19 protein-coding genes are annotated in these 20,923 nt (G+C 63.1%); 7 read left to right on the forward strand and 12 right to left on the reverse strand.

Annotated elements, in window-relative coordinates; translation table 11 throughout:
* Nucleotides 1–57 precede the first annotated feature (57 nt).
* Genes P0D68_RS20935 through P0D68_RS20960 form a run of 6 tightly spaced genes read right to left on the reverse strand, consistent with a single transcriptional unit; the run spans nt 58 to nt 5,876 of the window.
* A complete protein-coding gene (locus P0D68_RS20935; protein WP_091803165.1) occupies nt 58–957 on the reverse strand; it encodes a LysR family transcriptional regulator in 900 nt (299 codons plus the stop codon).
* Nucleotides 954–1,928, reverse strand: coding sequence for a LysR family transcriptional regulator (locus tag P0D68_RS20940; protein WP_091803161.1), 975 nt, complete (start codon nt 1,926–1,928; stop codon nt 954–956). Before P0D68_RS20940 ends, P0D68_RS20935 begins: the two co-directional genes overlap by 4 nt.
* 29 nt (nt 1,929–1,957) lie before the next feature.
* Nucleotides 1,958–2,665 (reverse strand): EthD family reductase, encoded by a 708-nt coding sequence (locus P0D68_RS20945; protein ID WP_408299447.1) that lies wholly within the window; start codon nt 2,663–2,665, stop codon nt 1,958–1,960.
* A 2-nt stretch (nt 2,666–2,667) separates the two neighbouring features.
* Nucleotides 2,668–3,219: a 4-hydroxyphenylacetate 3-monooxygenase, reductase component gene (gene hpaC / locus P0D68_RS20950; RefSeq protein WP_408184822.1), complete on the reverse strand. Its 552-nt coding sequence runs from the start codon at nt 3,217–3,219 to the stop codon at nt 2,668–2,670.
* 23 nt (nt 3,220–3,242) lie between these two features.
* A complete protein-coding gene (locus P0D68_RS20955; protein ID WP_408299450.1) occupies nt 3,243–4,460 on the reverse strand; it encodes an acyl-CoA dehydrogenase family protein in 1,218 nt (405 codons plus the stop codon).
* A 57-nt stretch (nt 4,461–4,517) separates the two neighbouring features.
* A complete protein-coding gene (locus P0D68_RS20960) occupies nt 4,518–5,876 on the reverse strand; it encodes an MFS transporter (RefSeq protein ID WP_408299452.1) in 1,359 nt (452 codons plus the stop codon).
* Between the two features lie 313 nt (nt 5,877–6,189).
* Here P0D68_RS20960 and P0D68_RS20965 point away from each other — a divergent pair, with 313 nt between their 5' ends.
* On the forward strand, nt 6,190–6,915 hold the full coding sequence (locus P0D68_RS20965; protein ID WP_408299454.1) for a haloacid dehalogenase type II: 726 nt from the start codon (nt 6,190–6,192) through the stop codon (nt 6,913–6,915).
* A 114-nt stretch (nt 6,916–7,029) separates the two neighbouring features.
* Here the strand turns inward: P0D68_RS20965 and P0D68_RS20970 are convergent, their stop codons facing one another.
* From P0D68_RS20970 to P0D68_RS20980, 3 genes are read right to left on the reverse strand one after another with little or no spacing between them, the layout of a single operon-like run.
* Nucleotides 7,030–8,502 (reverse strand): NAD-dependent succinate-semialdehyde dehydrogenase, encoded by a 1,473-nt coding sequence (locus tag P0D68_RS20970; RefSeq protein WP_408299456.1) that lies wholly within the window; start codon nt 8,500–8,502, stop codon nt 7,030–7,032.
* Complete coding sequence (locus P0D68_RS20975) at nt 8,477–8,695, reverse strand: hypothetical protein (protein WP_408184819.1); 219 nt, start codon at nt 8,693–8,695, stop codon at nt 8,477–8,479. Before P0D68_RS20975 ends, P0D68_RS20970 begins: the two co-directional genes overlap by 26 nt.
* A complete protein-coding gene (locus P0D68_RS20980) occupies nt 8,692–9,708 on the reverse strand; it encodes a LacI family DNA-binding transcriptional regulator (RefSeq protein ID WP_408468742.1) in 1,017 nt (338 codons plus the stop codon). Before P0D68_RS20980 ends, P0D68_RS20975 begins: the two co-directional genes overlap by 4 nt.
* Nucleotides 9,709–9,911: 203 nt before the next feature.
* On the opposite strand from P0D68_RS20980, the gene P0D68_RS20985 reads away from it, so the two are divergent.
* The 6 genes from P0D68_RS20985 (at nt 9,912) to P0D68_RS21010 (ending at nt 17,576) form a co-directional block, all read left to right on the forward strand.
* A complete protein-coding gene (locus P0D68_RS20985) occupies nt 9,912–11,051 on the forward strand; it encodes an ABC transporter ATP-binding protein (RefSeq protein WP_408299459.1) in 1,140 nt (379 codons plus the stop codon).
* 119 nt (nt 11,052–11,170) lie between these two features.
* Nucleotides 11,171–12,424, forward strand: a complete 1,254-nt coding sequence (locus tag P0D68_RS20990; RefSeq protein WP_091803132.1) for an ABC transporter substrate-binding protein — start codon at nt 11,171–11,173, stop codon at nt 12,422–12,424.
* A gap of 85 nt (nt 12,425–12,509) precedes the next feature.
* Nucleotides 12,510–13,415, forward strand: a complete 906-nt coding sequence (locus P0D68_RS20995; protein ID WP_408184816.1) for a carbohydrate ABC transporter permease — start codon at nt 12,510–12,512, stop codon at nt 13,413–13,415.
* Between the two features lie 20 nt (nt 13,416–13,435).
* Complete coding sequence (locus P0D68_RS21000; protein ID WP_091803125.1) at nt 13,436–14,287, forward strand: carbohydrate ABC transporter permease; 852 nt, start codon at nt 13,436–13,438, stop codon at nt 14,285–14,287.
* 37 nt (nt 14,288–14,324) lie between these two features.
* Nucleotides 14,325–16,289, forward strand: coding sequence for a beta-galactosidase (locus tag P0D68_RS21005; protein ID WP_408299462.1), 1,965 nt, complete (start codon nt 14,325–14,327; stop codon nt 16,287–16,289).
* A 126-nt stretch (nt 16,290–16,415) separates the two neighbouring features.
* A complete protein-coding gene (locus tag P0D68_RS21010; protein ID WP_408299464.1) occupies nt 16,416–17,576 on the forward strand; it encodes a glycoside hydrolase family 53 protein in 1,161 nt (386 codons plus the stop codon).
* Between the two features lie 22 nt (nt 17,577–17,598).
* Here the strand turns inward: P0D68_RS21010 and P0D68_RS21015 are convergent, their stop codons facing one another.
* The 3 genes from P0D68_RS21015 to P0D68_RS21025 all read right to left on the reverse strand — a co-directional run bounded on the left by P0D68_RS21015 (nt 17,599) and on the right by P0D68_RS21025 (nt 20,810).
* Nucleotides 17,599–17,925 (reverse strand): hypothetical protein, encoded by a 327-nt coding sequence (locus tag P0D68_RS21015; protein ID WP_408299466.1) that lies wholly within the window; start codon nt 17,923–17,925, stop codon nt 17,599–17,601.
* 231 nt (nt 17,926–18,156) lie between these two features.
* Nucleotides 18,157–19,515, reverse strand: a complete 1,359-nt coding sequence (locus P0D68_RS21020) for an MFS transporter (RefSeq protein WP_408184812.1) — start codon at nt 19,513–19,515, stop codon at nt 18,157–18,159.
* Nucleotides 19,516–19,592: 77 nt separating this feature from the next.
* Nucleotides 19,593–20,810: a porin gene (locus P0D68_RS21025; RefSeq protein WP_286162094.1), complete on the reverse strand. Its 1,218-nt coding sequence runs from the start codon at nt 20,808–20,810 to the stop codon at nt 19,593–19,595.
* Between the last annotated feature and the right edge of the window lie 113 nt (nt 20,811–20,923).

Raw genomic sequence — 20,923 nt, forward strand, 5'->3', positions numbered from 1 at the left:
AAGAACGCGCGCGGAGGGAGTCCAAGACCGCTTGCTTATGCTTCTATAACTGATTGCTTATAGTGCTGGGCCCGGCAGCGGCGCGGGAAGGCAGCCCAGAAACGCTCGCAGATGAGGCGAAGGGTCGTCGGTGCGGAAAGTGGCTGCGAGTGTGGAGCGATACGACGAGCCGGGTCCGGTGAGGTGGCGGAAAACCACATCAGTGCGCCCGTGCCGCGCCACCGATTCGCCGATAAAGGTCACGCCCAGACCCGCGGCCACCAGTGCAATCGCGGTCTGGATTTCATAAGCCTCGTGCGCGACGACCGGGGTGATGCCCGCATCGCGATAGAGCGATTGCACGGAGCGTTTGAATTGGGCGTTCTGATGCTTCGGATACAGAATCAACGGAGTATCGGCGAGTTCGGCAATGCGCACTTTCTTGTGCGCGGCAAGCGGATGCCCCGGTTCGAGCGCGGCCATGACGCGCTCGCGCAGCAGCGGATACGACGTGCAACCTTCAATCGTCAGCGGCTGCCGGCCAATGCCGATGTGAATACGCATGTCGCGCAGCGCATCGGTCTGTTCTTCGGTGAGCATCTCGAAGAGTTTGAGTTCGACCTGCGGAAACGCCTCGTGAAATGCTTTCAGCGCGGGCGGCAGAACGCTGTACATCGACGAGCGGGTGAAGCCGATGCTCAGCCAGCCACGCCGGCCTACGCCGATTTCCTGCGCGACGAGGGTCATCTGTTCCAGCGTGCCGAGTATTTGTCGCGCCTCGCTGCACAGATACTGGCCCGCCTCGGTCAGGCTCAGCGGACGCCTCGCGCGATCGACCAGTTGCGTGCCGAGTCGTTCTTCGAGCGAACGGATCTGCTGGCTCAGTGCGGGCTGCGCGATATGCAGGCGTTCGGCGGCGCGGCTGAAGTTGAGCTCCTCCGCGAGAATCACGAAGCACTGCAGGGCTCTGACGTTCATATCGATTCTTTTCTCCGCGCCCGTCGCGGTGCGAGGGCTGGCGTTTGCGCGCTGCTCGCCGGTCGATGGAACATGCCGTAGATTTCATCGAGCAGCCAGGCAATGCCCGGATCCGCCGAAAATTGCGAGTGCGAGTGAACCTGAATTTCAATGGGCGGCAGCGCGAACGGCAAAGGCAGGATGCGAAAGGCTTTATTGCGGTTGAAACGCTGCGCGATACTCCGCGGGAAAATCACGGCGAGGTCGGTATGCTGGACGATCTCCGGCGCCACCACGAAATGCGGCAGGCGCAGCACGATATCGCGGCGCAGATTCAATTCTTCCAGCCATTGTTCGACCATGCGGTGGCCGGTCGCATTGGTGCTGGCATACACATAACGCAGGCTCGCGAGATCTTCCTTGGTCGGCTTCTGTTTGCGCAGCGGGTGACCGGCGCGCACCACGCACACATGTTCGTCGACGAAGAGCGTTCTGCTTATGCAACCGGGGTCGAGGCCGGGCACATAGCCGAGCGCCAGATCGATCTTGCCGCTGCGCATGGCCGAGCTCACCGAGTCGACGGAGACATTCGCAATTTCCAGGCGAATGCCGCGCGCGTTGCGATCGAGCATCGACAGAAGCGGCGGCAGGAAATAGAACTCCGACATATCCGACATCGACACGCGAAAAACGCGCTGCGCCGTGGCCGGATCGAACTTGGCGATTTGCTGGACCGCGTCGTTGATGATCCCGAACGCCTGCGTGAGCGGCGCGTGCAGGCGCAAGGCGGCGTCGGTTGGAATCATGCCGGTGGGCGTGCGAACGAAGAGCCGGTCGTCGAACAGCACGCGCAGCCGGCGCAACGCGTGGCTGACGGCAGGCTGCGTGAGTCCGAGACGTTCCCCGGCGGCGGTCAGGCTGCGCAGATCGGAGATGGCGAGAAACACGCGCAGCAGGTTCAAGTCCGTAATGCCGGGGTGCGACTTGGTCATGACGTTCGGATCGCGGCGAGAGAGGGCATTTATTTGGGTTTCAGATTACCGTAAATGCTTCGCATAGGGAAATGCAGCGTCGCGCCGCTGTACGGCGGGAAGGCGTTGAAGTCCTGCTTCATGCTGGCCCGAACCGGTGACGCGAGGGCCGCGGCCAGCGACGCGGCATCGTCGAAAACCACCTTGTTGCGTTGCATGGACGTGGCGCGCGCCACGTCGAGGCCCGAACCGTAATCCAGACGCGTGTAGATTTCCAGTTCGCGAATGCCGGGCAATTGCGCCATGAGTGGCGGATGATGCGCGAGGTAATGCGCGAGCCACGCGTTGAAGTCCTGCGCTTCGCCTTCATAGCTGACGAGGTATGTGCAGCGCTCGGCGCGAGCGCTGGGGTCACCCGGATTCGGCGTGGCGAAGTGCCTGACCGCCATGGCCTGCTGCGTAAAAGTGAGACCCGTGGTCGAAGCGCCTTCGACCACGTCGTGCAACGCACCCCCCGGTTGCAGCGCGTGTTCAAGCGGTTCGAGATCGTCGAAATACCATTGCAGCACGCAGCGGGGGCGGGCGGAAGTGTCGGTCGTCGACAAAGGATCGCAGTCGTCCGATTCCTCGGGCACGTGAATCGCGAGACGGCGCAATCCCTCCGTGTCGCGCGAGGCCGCTTCGAGCCGTGACAGCTCGGGGGGCCGCGCTTCTCGCTCAGGCGCACCGTGGCCAATCAGAAAGAAGCAGACTTCCACGTTCACCTCGTTGCTTGCGCGGTAAGCGGCGCGGTTGCTGGCGGCCTGCTCAAGCGATGAAACTGCCGGCCGAAATAAATCAGCCCGTCGCCGTCCGAGCGCAGCGCAACGTGGCGGATCTGCGCGAACATGACCGAGTGCGAGCCGACCGTCTTGATGTCCACGATCTCGCCTTCGAGACTGGCGATCGCATCCTGCAGCACCGGCGCTGGCGACTCGCCCACGGTCCAAGCGTGACGGCCGAAGCGCTCGTCCATCGAGCACGCCGTCATGCCGGCAAAATCACGCGCGAGTTCCTGGCACTCCGCGGCAAGCACATTGATGCACACGCTGCGGTTGCGATGCAGGACGTCATGCACGTAGCTTGCCTGATTGATACAGACGAGCATGGTCGGCGGCGCGTCCGTCACGGAGCACACCGCGCTTGCGGTGATGCCGCAGCGGCCGCCGGGTCCATCCGTGGTGATGATGTTGACGGCGGCAGGCAGGCACGCCATCGCGTCGCGGAAACGCTTTCTGGTGTCTTCGATCGTCACGTTCATTTCCTTTTGCATGGCAGGAGGCAGGGCGCGCCGTGTTACGGAAAAGGCGTGACTGGCGGCACGCCCGCGAACAGCGCGCCAGACGCGTCATACGTGCCTTCGCCCAGAAACGCATGTTGTGTCACCACGATCGAATCCCGCACGAGACGCTGCAAGCGGTTCTCGCGATAGATCGCCGCGACGCCCGCCATCTGATACGCCTGCATGACCACTTCGGCGCCGATCTGCGCGGCGTGCGTCGCGCTCAGGCGCAACAGATTCGCCTGCTCCTGTGAGACGGCATCGCCGTTGATGATCGTCCGCCATGCGGCCTCGGCGGATTCGTAGAAGAACGCGCGGGCGCTGCGCCAGTTGGCCTCCGCTTTCGCGAGGCCCGAGCGGTAATAGCCGCGGTCGGCGAGGCGCGGCGCGCCGGTGGTGGTTTTGGTCGAACCGGACATGCCTGTCAACAGATCGAGCGCCGCCCGCGCGAGACCGATGTTGACGGCAGCGTGCACCTGCGCCTGATAGGCGACGGCGGGGTAGCGGTACAGCGGTTCGTCGATCAGCGCCGCGCCGCCGCGCACGAAGGTCCATGGCGTCTCAACGAATTTATCCTGGAGACGCAGATCGTGGCTGCCGGTTCCCTGCATACCGATCACGCTCCAGTTCTCGACGATCTCGACCTCATGCGCGGGAAACACCGCGGTGAACGGCTTGCCCGCGGCCGCCGCGCCGGAGTTGGCGGGCGTGCCGCCGATGCCGACGCCGATCCAGTCCGCGCCCTTGCAGCCGCTCGCGAAGCGCCACTGCCCGCTCACCACGAAGCCACCCGGCGCCTGGGCAGCGGGTTGCAGCGGATAGAGGCCGCCCGAGAAAACCTGGTCGGGGCCGGTGGCGTAAATCTGCTCCTGTGTTTCGATCGGTAACGCGGCGAGATACGTATTCGCCGAGCCGAACGCGGCCACCCAGGCAGCGGAGCCGTCGGCGATCGCGATACGTTCGAGCATCCGCAGGAATTGCGCCGGTGGCAGCGCGTCGCCGCCGAAGCGTTGCGGCGTGCTGGCGCGGAAGATGCCCGCGCGCTTCATCTTCGCGATCATGTCGCGCGGGACATGGGAGAGTTGATCGAACTCGTCGCGGCGGCGCTCGATCTCGCTGATCAGCGCGTCGAGTGTGATCGGGCCCGCGTACTCGGGATACTGCTCGGCATGATCGAGCGCCCTGGGTTCGTAGGCGTAGGTCGAAACATTGCTCATCTGAAGGCTTTGCATGATGACGGCTTGAAAATGGAGTAAATGAGTTCGGACGAATTGGCGTCGGCGGGGACGTCAAGCGCTTTCGCGCTCTGAATGCTCTTTGGCCTTCGCTTCGAGCCGCAGCGCTTTGGGGAAGGTCTCCGGTGCGAAGCAGGTGGCGGCTACCGTGATCAATCCGAGCACGACGAGATAGATCGCCACCGGTGCGGCGCTGCGGTAATGCGCGAGCAGCGCGGTCGCGACCATCGGCGAGAGTCCGCCGCCGAGTACCGACGAAATCTCGCGGCCGATACCGAGCCCCGAAAACCGCAGATGAACCGGCAGCAACTCGCTGATGAACGCGGGCTGCGCGCCTTCGAGAATGCCGAGCGTGATGCTGTTGGCGAGCACGAGCGCGGTGATGACTTTCCACAGCACGCCCGAGCCGAGCAGCGTGAAATACGGGTAGGCCACCAACACCATCGCTACGGCGCCGGCGAGATAGACCGGTTTGCGGCCGACCCGGTCCGTGAGACGCCCCATCAACAGCGACACGGGGATCATCAGCAACATCGACACGGTCAAGCCGCCTAACACCCAGCTCGATTTCAGGCCGATGAACTGGCCATACGCAATCGAGAACGCGAAGAAGATGTACGACGCCGCGCCTTCGCCGAAGCGCAGGCCGAACACGGTCAACACCTGGCGCGGGCATTGGCGCAGCACTTCGACGACCGGCATGCGGGCATCGCGGCGCGTGGCCTTGACCTCGGCGAACTCCGCGCTTTCGTCGACGGAGCGGCGCATCCACAGGCCGAGCGCAACCAGCACGGCGCTGCAGAGGAACGGCACGCGCCAGCCCCAGCTATGAAAGTCGGCGGGCGTGAGCGTTTGCACGAGCAGAAACGCGGCGGTGGACAGCACGAAGCCGAACGCTGCGCCGCACGGGCTCCAGGCCGCGAGCGCGCCGCGCCGGGAGGCGGGCGCGCTTTCGTGAATCAGCAGAATGCTGCCGCTCCATTCGCCGCCTGCGGCGAGGCCTTGCAAAATGCGCAACAGCACCAGCATGACGGGCGCCGCGAGGCCGATCTGCTGATAGGTCGGCAGAAGACCCATGCACACGGTGGCCGTGCCCATGACGAGCAGCGTCAGCATCATGACCGTCTTGCGGCCGTAGCGGTCGCCGATATGGCCGCACAGCACGCCGCCGATCGGCCGCGCGATAAAGCCCACCGTAAAACCGCCGAACGCCGCGATCGTGCCCGTCAGCGGATCGCTGCCGACCGGAAAGAACAGCTTGCCGAACACGAGCGCGGCGGCGGTGCCATAGAGGAAGAAGTCGTACCATTCGAGAACCTGACCGAGCACGGCGGTCGTCACCGCGCGACGAACCTTGCTGGTGGGCCGGATGGCGGGCAGGGGTGTCAGAACAGCTGTCGCGTCAGAATTCATGGCAGTGGGAGGGTCACGAGGTGGAGGATCGCGCGTTCTCGCCTTTTTGATCGGCAGGAGCGGCGAGACGAATCCGGCAGGCATGTCGAACGATAGGACCGTGAAAAGGCGCGGTCAAATTCGGGCCAAAAATGGCCGTCATGAATCGTGTGCATGACGGTTACGCTATTGCACGCGCGGCCGTTGCAGGCACTTGCGCGTGTGGGTTCCAACGAGACCGGACTGGCGGTTTGTTCGGGGAACTGAGATTTGGCGAAGCGCGGCCATCGCTCTACACTGTGTTCACATTCGGCGAAACAAGGAGAGAACCGGCATGCAATTGACCGATTTCGATACGCTGACGTTCGACTGCTATGGAACGTTGATCGACTGGGAAACCGGCATTTTCGAAGGCTTGCGGACGCTTCTCGCGCGTGTGGAACCGCCACTCACGCGCGACCAGGTGCTCGAAGCACACGCGCGGCACGAATCGTCGCAGCAGAGATACACGCCGGGGCGGCGTTATCAGGAGCTACTGCCGATCGTCTACAAGCGTCTCGCGGAAGAGTGGCAGGTGCCGTACACGCTCGCCGACTGCGTGGCGTACGGCAAGTCGATCCAGAACTGGCCCGCGTTCGACGATTCCGCTGCGTCGTTGCAATACCTGAAGCAGCATTACAAGCTGGTGATTCTGTCGAACGTCGACAACGAAAGCTTTGCTTATAGCAACGCGAAACTGCAGGTCGAATTCGACGCGATTTTCACGGCCGAGGATATTGGGTCATACAAGCCGTCGCCGCGCAATTTCGAGTACATGCTGGAAAAGCTGGGCGAGCGAGGCATCAGGAAGGAAAAGATTTTGCACACGGCCGAAAGCCTGTTCCACGACCACAAACCGGCGAACGAATTCGGCCTCTCGTCGTGCTGGATTTATCGCCGGCACGCAAAGCAGGGCTTCGGTGCGACGATGGATCCGGGCTCACAGCCGAAGATCGACTTCCGCTTCAACAGCATGGGTGATCTGGTGAAAGCGCATGAGCGGGCTTTGCAGGCTAAATAGCGATTGAATGAAAACTGCCGCCTCGGTACAGCGCCTCTTTGGAATGTAAGGCGCTGCGCCGAGGCGGCAGAGTGTGCAGGTCAGGCGTTCAGTTGCCAGCGGGATAGCGGCTCGTCAATCAAGCCCGCCTTGGCACAAGTACTTGATCGACATGTAATCGTCGAGCCCGTACTTCGAGCCTTCGCGGCCATAGCCCGATTCCTTCACGCCACCAAACGGCGCCGCTTCGCTCGACACCGCGCCTTCATTGATGCCGATCACCCCCGCTTCGAGCTGTGCGGCCACGCGGTTGATACGCCGCACGTCCTGCGTGTAGAAGTAGGCGGCGAGGCCGAACGGCGTGTCGTTGGCGAGGCGGATCGCTTCGGCTTCGTCGTCGAAACTGAAGAGCGGGGCAACCGGGCCGAAGGTTTCTTCGCAGCAGACCAGCATGTCGTCGCGCGCGTCCGTCAGCACGGTCGGCGCGTAGTAGTTCGGGCCGAGTTCCGTCAGGCGCTTGCCGCCGGTCAGCACTTTCGCGCCGTGTTTGACGGCGTCTTCCACGTGACGGGCGATCTTCTCGATTGCGCGCTCGTTGATCATCGGGCCGATCTGCGCGTCCGGGTCCGTTGCGGGCGCAACCTTCAAGGCGGCGACGCGTCGCGCGAGCAGCTCGGCAAAGCGCGCATAGACGCCGGCCTGCACATACACGCGGTTCGGACACACGCAGGTCTGGCCGCCATTGCGGAATTTCGCCGCCATCAGACCGGTCACGGCGGCGTCGAGATCGGCGTCGTCGAATACGATAAAGGGCGCGTTGCCGCCCAATTCCAGCGAGAGCTTCTTGAGCGTGCCCGCGGATTCACGCGCGAGATGCTTGCCGACCGGCGTGGAGCCGGTGAACGTGATCTTGCGCACGCGCGCGTCGGCGAGCCAATCGGCAACCGCGGCAATGCCCTGTTCACGCGAGGCCGACAGCATGTTCAACACACCGTCCGGCAGACCGGCTTCCTGCGCGAGTGCGGCGAGAGCGAGCGCGGTGAGCGGCGTGTCTTCGGCGGGTTTGGCGACCACGGTGCAACCGGCCGCGAGCGCGGGCGCGATCTTGCGGGCGATCATGGCCAGCGGGAAATTCCACGGCGTGATGGCCGCGACCACGCCGACCGGTTCCTTCACCGCGCTCATGCGCTTGCCGCGCTGCTGCTGCGGAATCAGATCGCCGTAGATGCGGGTCGCTTCGTCGGCGAACCACGCCACGTACGACGCGCCGTAAGCCACTTCGCCGCGGCTTTCCGCGAGCGGCTTGCCCTGTTCCATCGACATCAGCTTCGCGAGGTCGTCGGTATTGGCGACGATCAGCGCGTGCCAGCGGCGCAGAATCTCGGCGCGCTCGCGCGGCAGCTTATCGCGCCAGCCGGGGAACGCGCGGGCTGCGGCGTCGGTGGCGGCGCGCGCGTCCGCGGCGCCGCTGTTCGCGACTTCGACGATCGTTTCGCCGGTGGCCGGGTTGGTGACGGCAAAGCGGGCGCCGTCGGCGGCACCGGCCCATTTTCCGTCGATCAGGTTCTGCGGGCGAATCAGTTCACTGCGCGTCAATGCGAGAGACATCGGGTTGCTCCTTCAGGTTGCCCTTGATTCGGCGAGGCTCGCGGCGGCGCGGCCGCGTACCGTGGGCCGATTGATGGATCGATGCTACGCCTGTGCCGCAATCGATCAATTTGCCAATCGGGGCGTTGGCGGTTTGTACGCCTTTTTTTTCGTGCTGTGACAGCATTTTCTGCTGAATGGCTTGCAAATTCATTTCGGCCGTCGCGGCCCGGTCGACGCGCGCACGATCAGCGTGGGCGGCGGGGCGAGCAGCATCGACGGCTGCTGGTCCGGCGTCTGGATCAGCCGGATCAGACTCTCGACCGACAACTCCGCGATCGCCGCGGTCTGAATCGCGACCGTCGTCAAAGCGGGATGCACCTGGTGCGCCAGTTGAATGTCCGTAATGCCGATCACCGAAACGTCGTTCGGCACCGCTCGGCCCAGCGTAAGCAGCGCCTGTGCCGCACCGATCGCGAGCAGGTCGTTGGTCGCGAAAATCGCGGTGAGATGCGGCCGGTTTGCCATCAGTTGCATGCAGGCGGCGTAGCCCGCGTCGATCGAGTCGCGGATTTGTAGCACTGCCGCCGCGTCGGTCTCGATACCGGCGGCGCGCATCGCGGCGCGAAACCCGTTGGAGCGCGCATCCTGCAAGCCGCCGCAACCGTCGCCGATCAGAAGGCCGATTTCGCGGTGGCCGAGCTCGAGCAGATGCCGCGCGGCCAGCTCGCCCGCGAGATGAAAATCCACGGCGATGCAAGGCAGCGCGGGCGGCGATTCCGGGTGTTCCCACATGGCCAGCAGAATCGGCGCGCTGTGCGTAGCCGATGCACACAGATCGTTGATCGTGATGTCCGTGTTCATGACGAGCACGCCGTCGGCCAGCGTGCCCGCGATCTGGTTCAGATACGCGCGGCCGATCTCGGCGTCATCGTCAGTATTGCAAACCATCAGGAAGTGGCCGGCTTTGCGCGCGGCACGCTCGGCGGCCAGCACGAACTCGGGGTAGAACGGGTTCGAGATATTCGACAGCATCAACGCGAGCGTCGACGAGCGGCCCTCGGCCAGTGCGCGTGCATTCAGGTTGGGCCGGTAGCCGAGATCGGCGATCGCGTTGAGCACGCGTTCAGCCGTTTCGGGGCGCACCTTCTCGCGGTTGCGCAGCACGTTGGAGACAGTCGCGGCGGTGACGTGAGCGCGCTTCGCAACTTCGGACAGAGTGACCATAACTTCTTTATCCCATATTCAGGGAATGCGATTCAAATGTTGCAAGCTGCGGGCGACGTTGATAACTTGCTGGAAAACATCCAGGAGACACCCGCCATGACTTTTTCCCTCGAACTCGAATTTAAGCGATTAAATGCCTGCCGTGCAAGGGTTGGTCACTTATTTTTCCTAGAAATTTAAGCGGTTAAATCCACGGAGGCAGCATGGCGGCAATTCGTTTGACGAACGTGCAGAAGTCGTACGGTGACCATCCGCCGGTGATCCGGCGCGTGAATCTGGAGATAGCGCAGCACGAGTTCTGCGTCTTTCTGGGACCTTCGGGTTGCGGCAAGTCGACTCTGCTGAGAATGATCGCGGGGCTCGAGGACCTGAGTGAAGGCGAACTGCATATCGGCGGCCGTCTGGTGAACGACGTACCTGCCGCGGCGCGCGGCGTCGCCATGGTGTTCCAGAGCTACGCGCTGTTTCCGCACATGACGGTGTTCGACAACATGGCATTCGGTCTGAAGCTCGCGAAACAACCCAAGAACGTGATCGACAGCAAGGTGCGCGAAGCCGCGCGCATTCTGCAACTGGACAGCTTTCTGGAGCGCTATCCGAAAGCGCTTTCGGGCGGGCAGCGACAGCGCGTGGCGATCGGCCGCGCGATCGTGCGGGAGCCCGGCGTGTTCCTGTTCGACGAGCCGCTGTCGAATCTCGACGCCGCGTTGCGTGGCCAGACGCGCGTCGAAATCGCGCGTTTGCATCAGCGCTTTGCCAACGCGAGCGTGGTATATGTGACCCACGACCAGGTCGAAGCGATGACGCTCGCCGACCGGATCGTGCTGCTCCATGCAGGCGCGGACGCCGAGCGCTTCGGCAGCATTGCGCAAAGCGGCGCGCCGCTCGAGTTGTATCACCATCCAAAGTCGCGCTTCGTGGCGGGTTTCATCGGTTCGCCGCGCATGAATTTTATCGACGCCGTGGTCGATTCGATCGAGCCGGGGAGCGTAACGGTCACGCTGACGCAAAGCGGCGAGCGATTGACCGCACAGGTCGACGGTCAACGTTTGCAGCGCGGCCAGCCGGTCACGCTCGGCGTGCGGCCGGAACATCTGCGCCTCGACGGCGCCGGGCAGTCCGTGCAGTGCACGACGGTGCTGTCGGAACGGCTCGGCGAGCACAGCTATATCCATGCGGATCATGCGGCGGGCACGCTCATCGCCAAGGCCGCGGGCGATACGCCGATCGGTTCGGGCGAGCGTATTGCCATTCACGTTCCGCCTTCTGCCTGTCATCTGTTCGACGCGGATGGGATTGCACTGCGGCGCAGCGCGTTCGAGCCCGAACGCGCCGCCGCTTGAGTTTTGGTTCGTGAGCGTTTGAAGCATCAACTGATTCATCAAAGCCGAATTCCGCCACAGAGCGGGTTACATTGCCGGCAGCCGCGCTGCCGGCCAACAAGGTATCAAGGAGACACAAGATGATTGCTTTTCGCCTTCGCCGTCTTGCACACGTGTCGATCGCAGCCGCGCTGGTCGCCGGTTCGCTCTGCTGTGCCGCAGTCGACGCCGCCACGCTCAACGTCAACGTATCGGCGCGCGGGAATCAGCGCTCGACATGGCAGGACGCGTTCGACAAGTTCAAGAAGGCCAATCCCGATGTCGATCTGAAGGTGACCTACATCACCGAAGAAGCGTACAAGGTGCAGATGAGCGGCTGGCTTGCCACCGATCCGCCCGACGTCGTTTCATGGCACGACGGCGAGCGCATGGCGTATTACGCGCAACGCGGCCTGCTCGAAGACCTGTCGGCGGACTGGAGCAAAAATGGCTGGTCGCAGCAGTACGCGTCGGTGAAGGATGCGTCGACGTATAAGGGCAAGCAGTACGCGGCGCCGCTCGGCTACGACGCCTACGGTTTCTTCTATCGCAAGGATCTGTTCGAGAAGGCCGGCATCAAGAGCGAGCCGAAAACGTGGGATGAATTTCTCGACGCCTGCAAGAAGCTGAAGGCCAGCGGCGTCGCGCCGATCGCGGTGGCCGCGCGCGACAGCTGGACGCTTGCCGCCTGGTTCGACTATCTGGATCTGCGCATCAACGGCAACGCATTTCATCAGCAATTGATGGCCGGCGAAATTCCCTACACCGACGCACGCGTGAAAAAGGTCTACGCCGCGTGGAAAACGCTGATCGATGACCACTACTTCATCGACAACGCGCTCTCGTACGACCTCGATTCGATCGCACCGTTTCTCGTGAACGGCAAGGCGTCGATGATGCTGATGGGCACGTTCTTCTCCGCGAGCATTCCGGCGAACCTCAAGCCGCAAACCGGCTTCTTCCGCTTTCCGGTAATCGACGCGAACGTGCCGATGGCCGAAGACGGTCCGGTCAACGTGCTGCTGATTCCCGCAAAGGCGAAAAACAAGGCCGACGCGCGCAGGCTGCTCGCCTTCATGGAACAGCCGCAGATCAACGCCGATCTCGCGAAGGGCTGGGGAACGCTGCCGTCGAACAGTCTGGCGACCGAGCCTGACGATCCGATTTCGAAGGTTGGCTTCCAGACACTCGCCAACACCAAGGGCGGTATCGCGCAGTTCTACGATCGCGACATGCAGAAGGAAATGGCCGACGAAGGCATGAAAGCGATGCAGCAGTTCTACAGCGATCCGTCGCAACTCGACGCCGTGCTCGTGCGCCTCGAAGCGACCCGTAAGCGCATCTATCAGAAGTAAAGAAGTCAGTCACGGAGCGCCGGCGGCCTAGCAACGGCCGGCGCTCGTCTTCGAATCGCCTTCGCTTTCCGACGAGGCCCGATCCATGTCTCATTCCGCAGCGCGCCGCTTACCCGCGGCTTCGCACCGTCACGTCTCGACCACGCGCCGTCATCAGCATCGCGCCGCGTTCTTCTTCCTGTTGCCGGGTTGTGCGTTGTTTTGCCTGTGCGTGGTGTATCCGATCATCAGCAGCATTTCGCTCAGTTTTTATCACTGGGACGGCATGACGCCGAAGACCTTCGCCGGTTTCGACAACTATATCGAGCTGTTTCATGCCGACACGTTTTATACGGCGCTCAAGAACAACCTCATCTGGCTCGCGCTGTTTCTGCTGGCGCCGCCGCTCGGGCTGCTGTTCGCGTTGTATCTGAACCAGCATATCCGCGGCATGCGCGTCGTGAAGTCGCTGTTCTTCGCGCCGTTCGTGCTCTCGGGCGTGGTGGTCGGTCTCGTGTTCAGCTGGTTCTACGATCCGGGCTTCGGCTTGCTGCGCCTGATCGTCGGACACGGCATTCCCGTGCTCGGCGATCCGCATACGGTGACCTTCGGCATCGTGTTCGCCGCGTTATGGCCGCAAACACCCTTCTGCATGGTCCTGTACCTGACGGGCCTGACGGGTATCAATCCGGAAGTGGTCGAGGCGGCGCGCATGGAAGGCGCCAAAGGCGTGAAGCTGCTATGGCACGTGATCCTGCCGCAACTGCGGCCCGCCACGTTCATGGCCGTGGTGCTGACGGTGATCGGCGCGCTGCGCAGCTTCGACCTGATCGCGGTGATGAGCGGCGGTGGTCCGTTCGACAGTTCCACCGTGCTTGCCTATTACATGTACGACCAGGCCATCAAGTACTACCGCGAAGGCTATTCCGCGGCGATCGCCGTCGTGCTGTTCGCCATCATGCTCGTCTACATCGTGTTCCATTTGCGCCGCATGCTGCGCGAAGAACGCTGATCTCCAAGGAGTTGCGCGTCATGTATCCGCTTCCCGTCGAACGCTGGAAACCGCTCAATCGCACGCTCTACAAAGTGTCGTTGCCCATTGCGCTGTTGATATGGCTTCTGCCGATGCTGGCCGTGCTCGTCACGTCGATCCGTTCATCCGACGAGCTGTCGCAAGGCGACTACTGGGGCTGGCCGAAGCACTTTGCGCTGCTAGAAAACTACGGCACGGCGCTCACGCAAACGCCGATGCTGCATTACTTTGCCAACAGCGTGCTGATCACGGTGCCTTCGGTGCTCGGCGCGATCGTGCTGGCGTCGATGGCGGGCTTTGCGTTGGCGACCTACCGGTTCCCGGGCAATACGGCCGTGCTATTCGCGTTCGTCGCCGGCAATTTCGTGCCGATCCAGATCCTGATGATCCCGGTGCGCGACATGGCGCTGAAGGTCGGACTGTTCAATAGCGTGTGGGCGCTGGTGATTTTCCACGTGTCGTTTCAGACCGGCTTCTGCACGCTGTTTCTGCGCAATTTCATCAAACAGTTGCCATTCGAAATGATCGAGGCCGCGCGCGTGGAAGGCGCGAGCGAATGGACCATCTATCTGCGCATCGTGTTGCCGCTGATCCGGCCCGCGCTCGCCGCACTCGGCATTCTGGTGTTCACGTTCGTGTGGAACGACTATTTCTGGGCGCTATGTCTCACGCAAGGCGACGACGCCGCGCCGATCACGGTGGGCGTCGCGGCGCTCAAGGGCCAATGGACGACCGCGTGGAACCTGGTCGCCGCGGGCTCGGTGCTGGCCGCGTTGCCTTCCGTGCTGATGTTCTTCCTGATGCAGAAGCACTTCGTAGCCGGTTTGACCTTCGGTGCAAGCAAGGGCTGAGCGCCGGTCCGACGTTATCTAACAACGAGAATCTCTCATGCAACTTGGTGTCTGCTATTACCCGGAACAATGGCCGCGCACGATGTGGGCCGACGACGCGAAACGTATGGCCGAGCTCGGCATCACCCATGTGCGGATCGCTGAATTCGCGTGGAGCCGGATGGAGCCGCGCGCCGGCGAATTCGTGTGGGGATGGCTCGACGAAGCCGTCGACACACTGGCGGCCGCGGGATTGAAACTGGTGCTCGGCACGCCGACCGCTTCGCCGCCGAAGTGGCTGATCGACGCGCATCCCGACGTGCTGCCGGTGCGCGCCGATGGCACGCGCTGGAATTTCGGTTCACGCCGGCACTACGATATATCCAGCGAAACCTATCGGCGCGAGTGCTTGCGGATCGTCACGGCAATGGCTCAGCGCTACGGGCGGCATGCCTCGATCGTCGCGTGGCAGACCGATAACGAACTCGGCTGTCACGAAACCGTGCCCAGCTATTCGCCTGCCGCGCTCGTGCGCTTTCAGACGTGGCTGCGGCGGCGCTACGAAACCGTCGAAGCGCTCAACGACGCATGGGGCAACGTATTCTGGAGCATGGAGTATCCGTCGTTCGAGGCGATCGGCTTGCCGAACCTTACGCCCACCGACGCCAATCCGATTCATCTGCTCGACTTCCGCCGCTTCATGTCGGACGAGGTGGCGGGTTTTCATCGCGAGCAGATCGACGTGTTGCGCGAGCATGCGCCGGCTGCGGATCTGCTGCACAACTTCATGGGATTTTTCACGACCTTCGATCACTATCGTTTCGCCAAAGACAATGCGATCGATGTCGCCGCATGGGACAGCTACCCGATCGCGCGCACGGAATCGATCTCGCTGCCCGACGAACAGAAAGCGCTCTATGCACGCTCCGCGCACCCTGACGTGTCCGCGTTCGACCACGATCGCTATCGGGCAATCGGCAGCGGGCGTTTCTGGGTGATGGAGCAGCAGGCCGGTCCGGTCAACTGGGCGCCGTGGAACCCGGTGCCGGCGAAAGGCATGGTCAGGCTGTGGGCTTACGAGGCGTTCGCGCACGGCGCGGAACTGGTGTCGTATTTCCGCTGGCGTCAGTGTCCGTATGCGCAGGAGCAGATGCATTCCGGGCTCAATCTGCCGAACAACGAACTGTCGCCGGGTGGCCTCGAGGTGCAGCAGGCGGCGCGGGAAATCGCCGCGAGCGCCGCACTGTCCGAACTCGATGCACCGGCGCGTGCGGCTGTTGCAGTCGTATTCGACTACGAGACGCAATGGATGTTCGAGATTCAGCGTCATGGCAAGACCTTCGACTATCAGACGCTGGCGTTCGACTACTACGAGTCGTTGCGCGAACTCGGGCTCGACGTGGATATCGTGTCGAGCCGCGCGGATCTGTCGGCTTATGCGATGGTGGTCGTGCCGAGCATCGCCGTGGTCGACGAGGCGCTCGTGCATCAGATCGAGCGAAGCGAAGCGCAATGGGTGTTCGGCCCGCGCAGCGGCTCGAAAACCGACAGCTTCGCGATCCCCTCCACGCTGCCGCCCGGCGCGTTGCAACGCGTTCTGCCGATGCAGGTGCTCGAAGTCGAGACGCTGCGGCCCACGCTGGCACCGGCGGTGTCGATTGGCGGCACGCACGGTGTGGCGATGCATTGGCGCGAGCACGTGCGGGCCAACCTCGATACGCAGGTCGATGCGCAATTCGACGACACGTGGCCCGCAGTGCTCTCGCACGGCAAGGTTCGCTACGTGGCCGGCTGGTTGTCGCATGCGTTGCATCGCACGATATTGGAGCAGGCCGCGCGCGATGCCGGCATCGAAACGCAACGGCTGGCGGAAGGCTTGCGCATCCGGCGGCGCGGCGATCTGACCTTCGCGTTCAACTTCGGTGCGCAGCCTGTGCATGCGCCGGCGCCGGTTGCTGCGACGTTCGTGCTCGGCAGTGCGCTGCTGGAAACGGGCGACGTGTGCGCATGGAAGAGCGAATGATCTGATTGGCTGTTCGACGGAATCGGATCCAACAGTGTGTGTAGTTGGAGGGTGACACTCAAGCGCTTCAACCTGGGACCAGGCGGCCTTCGGAAGAGCCGCCCATCAATAGATGGAGGATGACAGATGAACAGAAGAGAAATGCTCGGCTGGCTCGCGTCGACGGCTGCCGCAGCCGGTGTCGGCGCAACGCTCGGCGCGCCGGCGCTCGCGGCGGAGTTGCAGGCTGCGGGGCGTGGCAGTCGCTTTGCGAAAGGCGCCGACGTATCGACGCTGCTCGAACTGGAGGCGAATGGCGCGAAGTTCTATGAGCACGGCGTGCCGCACGACTGTCTGTTGCTGCTGAGAAGGCATGGCGTCGATTCGATTCGTATCAAGGTCTGGAACGATCCGGGCAACCCGAACTTCTTTCCGGCCGATCAGAGTCCCGCCGCCGGGTACAACAATGCGGACCATGTGCGCCTGCTTGCGCGCCGCGCGGCCGCGCTCGGCATGCGCGTGCTGATCGATTTCCACTACAGCGACTGGTGGGCCGATCCAGGCAAGCAGTATCCGCCGCACGCGTGGGCCGGCAAGGATATCGCGCAGACCTGCGCGTTGCTGTCGGAGTACACGTCGAATGTGCTGAAGATGCTCAAGCGCGACGGCGTGCACCCGGAGTGGGTGCAAGTGGGCAACGAGATCACCGGCGGCATGCTGTGGCCGCTCGGCAAGTACGATCAGTGGGACAACCTCGCCCAATTGCTGAAAGCGGGGCACGACGCGGTCAAATCCGTCGACGATCGCATCAAGGTCATGTTGCATATCGACAGCGGCGGTAACAACGCGACGAGCCGCTGGTGGTTCGACAGCGCGACCCAGCGCGGCGTTACGTTCGATGTGATCGGCCTGTCCTACTACCCGCAGTGGCAAGGCTCGCTGAGCGATCTGCAGAACAACGCGAACGATCTCGCAACGCGCTACGACAAGGACGTGATGGTGGTCGAGACGGCCTATCCATGGACCACCAGCGACGGCGATTCCGAACCGAACGCGATGACCAACGTCGGGACGGCGAGCTATCCGCAGACGCCGGCGGGCCAGGCGCAGTTTCTCGGCGCGTTGACGGACATTGTCGAGGCGATACCGGATGGCCACGGCAAAGGCGTGTTCTGGTGGGAGCCGGAATGGATTCCGACGCCGAATGTCGGATGGAAGCTCGGCGCCGGCGATCAGTGGGACAACAACACGCTGTTCGATTTCCACGGCAACGCGCTGACGTCGCTCGATGCCTTTCGCAAACGTTAGTGGCTAGTTGAGCGCGCGGGCGCTACTTCGCGGGCGCCTGCGCCTGACGGTTCGCGCAGTCCGACGTAAACGCCATGCTGGCCTGGTCCGGCGTCATGCGCGGCGCGTCCGGGCTGTAGATCTTCTCGATGATGGTGCTGACCGCTTGCCGGTCAGCCGCGTCCTTGTAGTATTTGGCCGCCTGGTCGAGCGCTTGCGCCTTGGTCTTTTTATGCGCGCGCCACGACGCGACCTGGCCGGCGATATCGCCGATCGCAAAGCACTGATCGCTGACGGTTTGCGCGACGGCCTGAGCGGCCGGTTGCGCGAGGCACGCCGCGAGCAGCGCGGCAACGACTACGCGTTTCATTCCTTGAACCCTGTGGTGAGATGAGCAACGTTGCCAGCGCGATGGCATGCGCCAACGCGGCAACCGAACTTGCCAACAGGCACGTAGTTTATCGGGAAGTGGCGCGCCGCGTTTTTTCACGCGACGCCGCGATAGAAAAAGCCGCCTCGCAGGGCGGCTTCAAACAGCCATCGGGTCATGCGGCGCATCCCTTGCCGGATGGCATCCGCAGCATGCGCACGCCTCGTACGCTCAATGCCCGAACGACTCCGTCTTCGAGGCGCTCACGTTCGACACATGCGGCCGTGCCGCCTGTTTGATCAGCAACGCCACGCACGAAATCAGACCTGCCACCGCGACCATGGCGAAGATGCCCGCGAACGTGAAGTGGCGGCGCGTCAGTTCGGCCACGAGAAACGAGCCTGCAATGCCGCCGAAGCGCCCAATGCCGAGCATCCACGCCACGCCCGTGCCACGGCCTTCGGTCGGGTAGAACGCGGCGGCGAGCGCCGGCATCGACGACTGCGCGGTATTCATCAGCACGCCGGCCACGAACACGACGAACACCAGCGCGCCCACGTTGCCCACCGCCTGGCCGATGAAATACACGCTCACGGCCGTCAATGCATAGCAGGCCGCGATGATCCGGTTCGCGTTGAAGCGGTCCATCAGCACGCCGCACAGCACGGCGCCCACGCCGCCGAGCGGGAACAGCGCGGAAATCAGCGTCGCGCGTTGCGGCGTGAGGCCGGCGTCCTTCAGCAGAATCGGCATCCAGTTGATCGACGCGTAGAAGATGACGAGGCCCATGAAATAGGTGATCCACAGCATCACCGAGCCGATGATGTACGAGCGCGACAGCACCACCGCCACGCCCTTGCCGCCGGTTTGCGGCGCGGTTTCGGTCATGATGAAGGTGCCCGCTTGCGCCGCTTCGCTGGAAATACGCGAGAGCGCCGCGCGAATCCGTTCGACCGGCTGGCTATTGGCCACCATGTAGCGCACCGACTCCGGCATCTTGAGCGCCAGCAGGATCAGCAGCAGGAGCGGGGTGATGCCGCCGAGCAGCAACACGCTGCGCCAGCCGAAATGCGGAATCATCCACGCCGCGAGAAATCCGCCGAACGCGGCGCCGAGCGGAAAGCCGCAGAACATCAGATTGATCACGGTCGCGCGGCGGCGATCCGGGCAGTATTCGCCCATCATCGTGACGGCGTTCGGCATGGCCGCGCCCAGACCCACGCCGGTGATGAAGCGCAGCGTCGTCAATTGTCCGATGCTGTTCGAGAAGGCCGAGGCGAGACACGCCACGCCGAACAGCAGCACCGAGCCGAGCAGCATGGAGCGTCGCCCGAGCCGGTCGGACAGCGGTCCCGAGCCGAGTGCGCCGCAGGCGAGGCCGAATAGCGCGGCACTCAGCACCGGCGCAAGCGCCGGCTTGGTGATGCCCCATTCGGCGATCAGGGAAGGCGCAATGAAGCCGATCGCGGCCGTGTCAAAACCGTCCAGCAGGACGATGATGAAGCACATGAAGAAGACGAGCCACTGGAACGGCGAAAAGGGATGTTCGTTGAGGAAGGTCTGAACGTTCACAGCGTTGCTGCGGCTCATGATGTGTCTCCTGACTGCGGAATACGGAAAGGCCCGCCGTAACGAGCCTTCCTCTTTTTTACGACCGTGCGCCCATTTTAGAAGCGGTGCACGATGCCCACGCCTGCGGCGAACTGGCTACGCGACGACGACGGCGCGCTCTGGAAGCCGTCGCCGATGGTTGCCGTCGCGCTGATGATGTGACCCGAGCCGGCCGTGCCCAGCGTATTGCCATTGGTGCGCTGGAACGCCTGCAATGCATAAAGGCCAGTGCGCTTCGACAACGAATAGTACTCGGACAGGTTGACCTGCTGGTACTGCGCCGAACTCGTGATGCCGTTCGCCTTGGTAGCGCGAGTGTAGCTGTAGCCGGTCGCGAAGTCCCACGAAACAGTTGGCTTCCAGTGCAGCACGACACCGCCCGTATTGAAGATCGCCGTGTCGCGGAAGCTCGAGTTGATACCCGGAATGTACTGCACATTCGAGTAAGCCGCGGACACGTCCCAGCCATTGCCGAAGTTATAGCCGCCGGTCACGGCAAAACGCTGCTGCGCCTGTGCTGTTTGATAGCCGTTGGTCACGGCCGATACGCCCGGCTGCGCGCCGTTGTTCGACACGGTGGAATCCGCGCCGTAGGCACCGCCGCCCAGCGTCGAGTTGTTGATGCGCATGAAGCCCACCGCGACGCCAACCGGGCCGTTGATGTACTGCACCGCGCCGCTCCAGGTCGAGCCGCGGTTCAGGCTGCCCGGCACGCCGCCGAGGGCGTACGAACCGCTGAACGTGAAGCCGTACAGTTTCGGCGACGTATAGACGAGCGAGTTGTTCGCGCGGTAAATCGTGTCGAGCGCGTCGACGTCGCCCGGGTGCGCGCCGTAGTAGCCGGTGAGCCACGTGGTCGGGCTATACGGCGACAGCAGCGAGTAGTAAGCCGTGTACTGGCGGCCGGCCTGCAGCGTACCGTAGGTCGGGTTCGTCACGCCGACCCATGCCTGGCGGCCGAACATCGCATTCGTGTATTGCTGGGCGCCGGTGCTCGAGTTGAAGCCGGATTCCAACTGGAAGATGGCCTTGGTGCCGCCGCCGAGATCTTCGCCGCCCTTCAAACCGAAGCGGCTGCCGGCCCATACGCCGTTGATCATGTTCACTTTGGACTTGCCGCCGGCGTTCGAGCCAAGCGAGCTTGCGCTGCTTTGATAGCCGATACCGGCATCGACGATACCGTACAGCGTGACGCTGCTTTGCGCGAAAACCGGTGCGCTGGCGAGAGCGGCGATCGCGCATGCGATCCGGGTCATAGTGATATTGCGATTCATAAAGGTATTCTCCAATTCGACCTGCTTCGACTGACTTGAGCGTGGTTGGCGACCCGGCCGTCGTTTGATTTTTCTCCGCCGTTCTGTTCGTATGTAGAACAGCGATTCTTTGT

The organism is Paraburkholderia sp. RL17-380-BIE-A, assembly GCF_046028085.1.
In the GTDB taxonomy this organism is placed as follows: Bacteria; Pseudomonadota; Gammaproteobacteria; order Burkholderiales; family Burkholderiaceae; genus Paraburkholderia.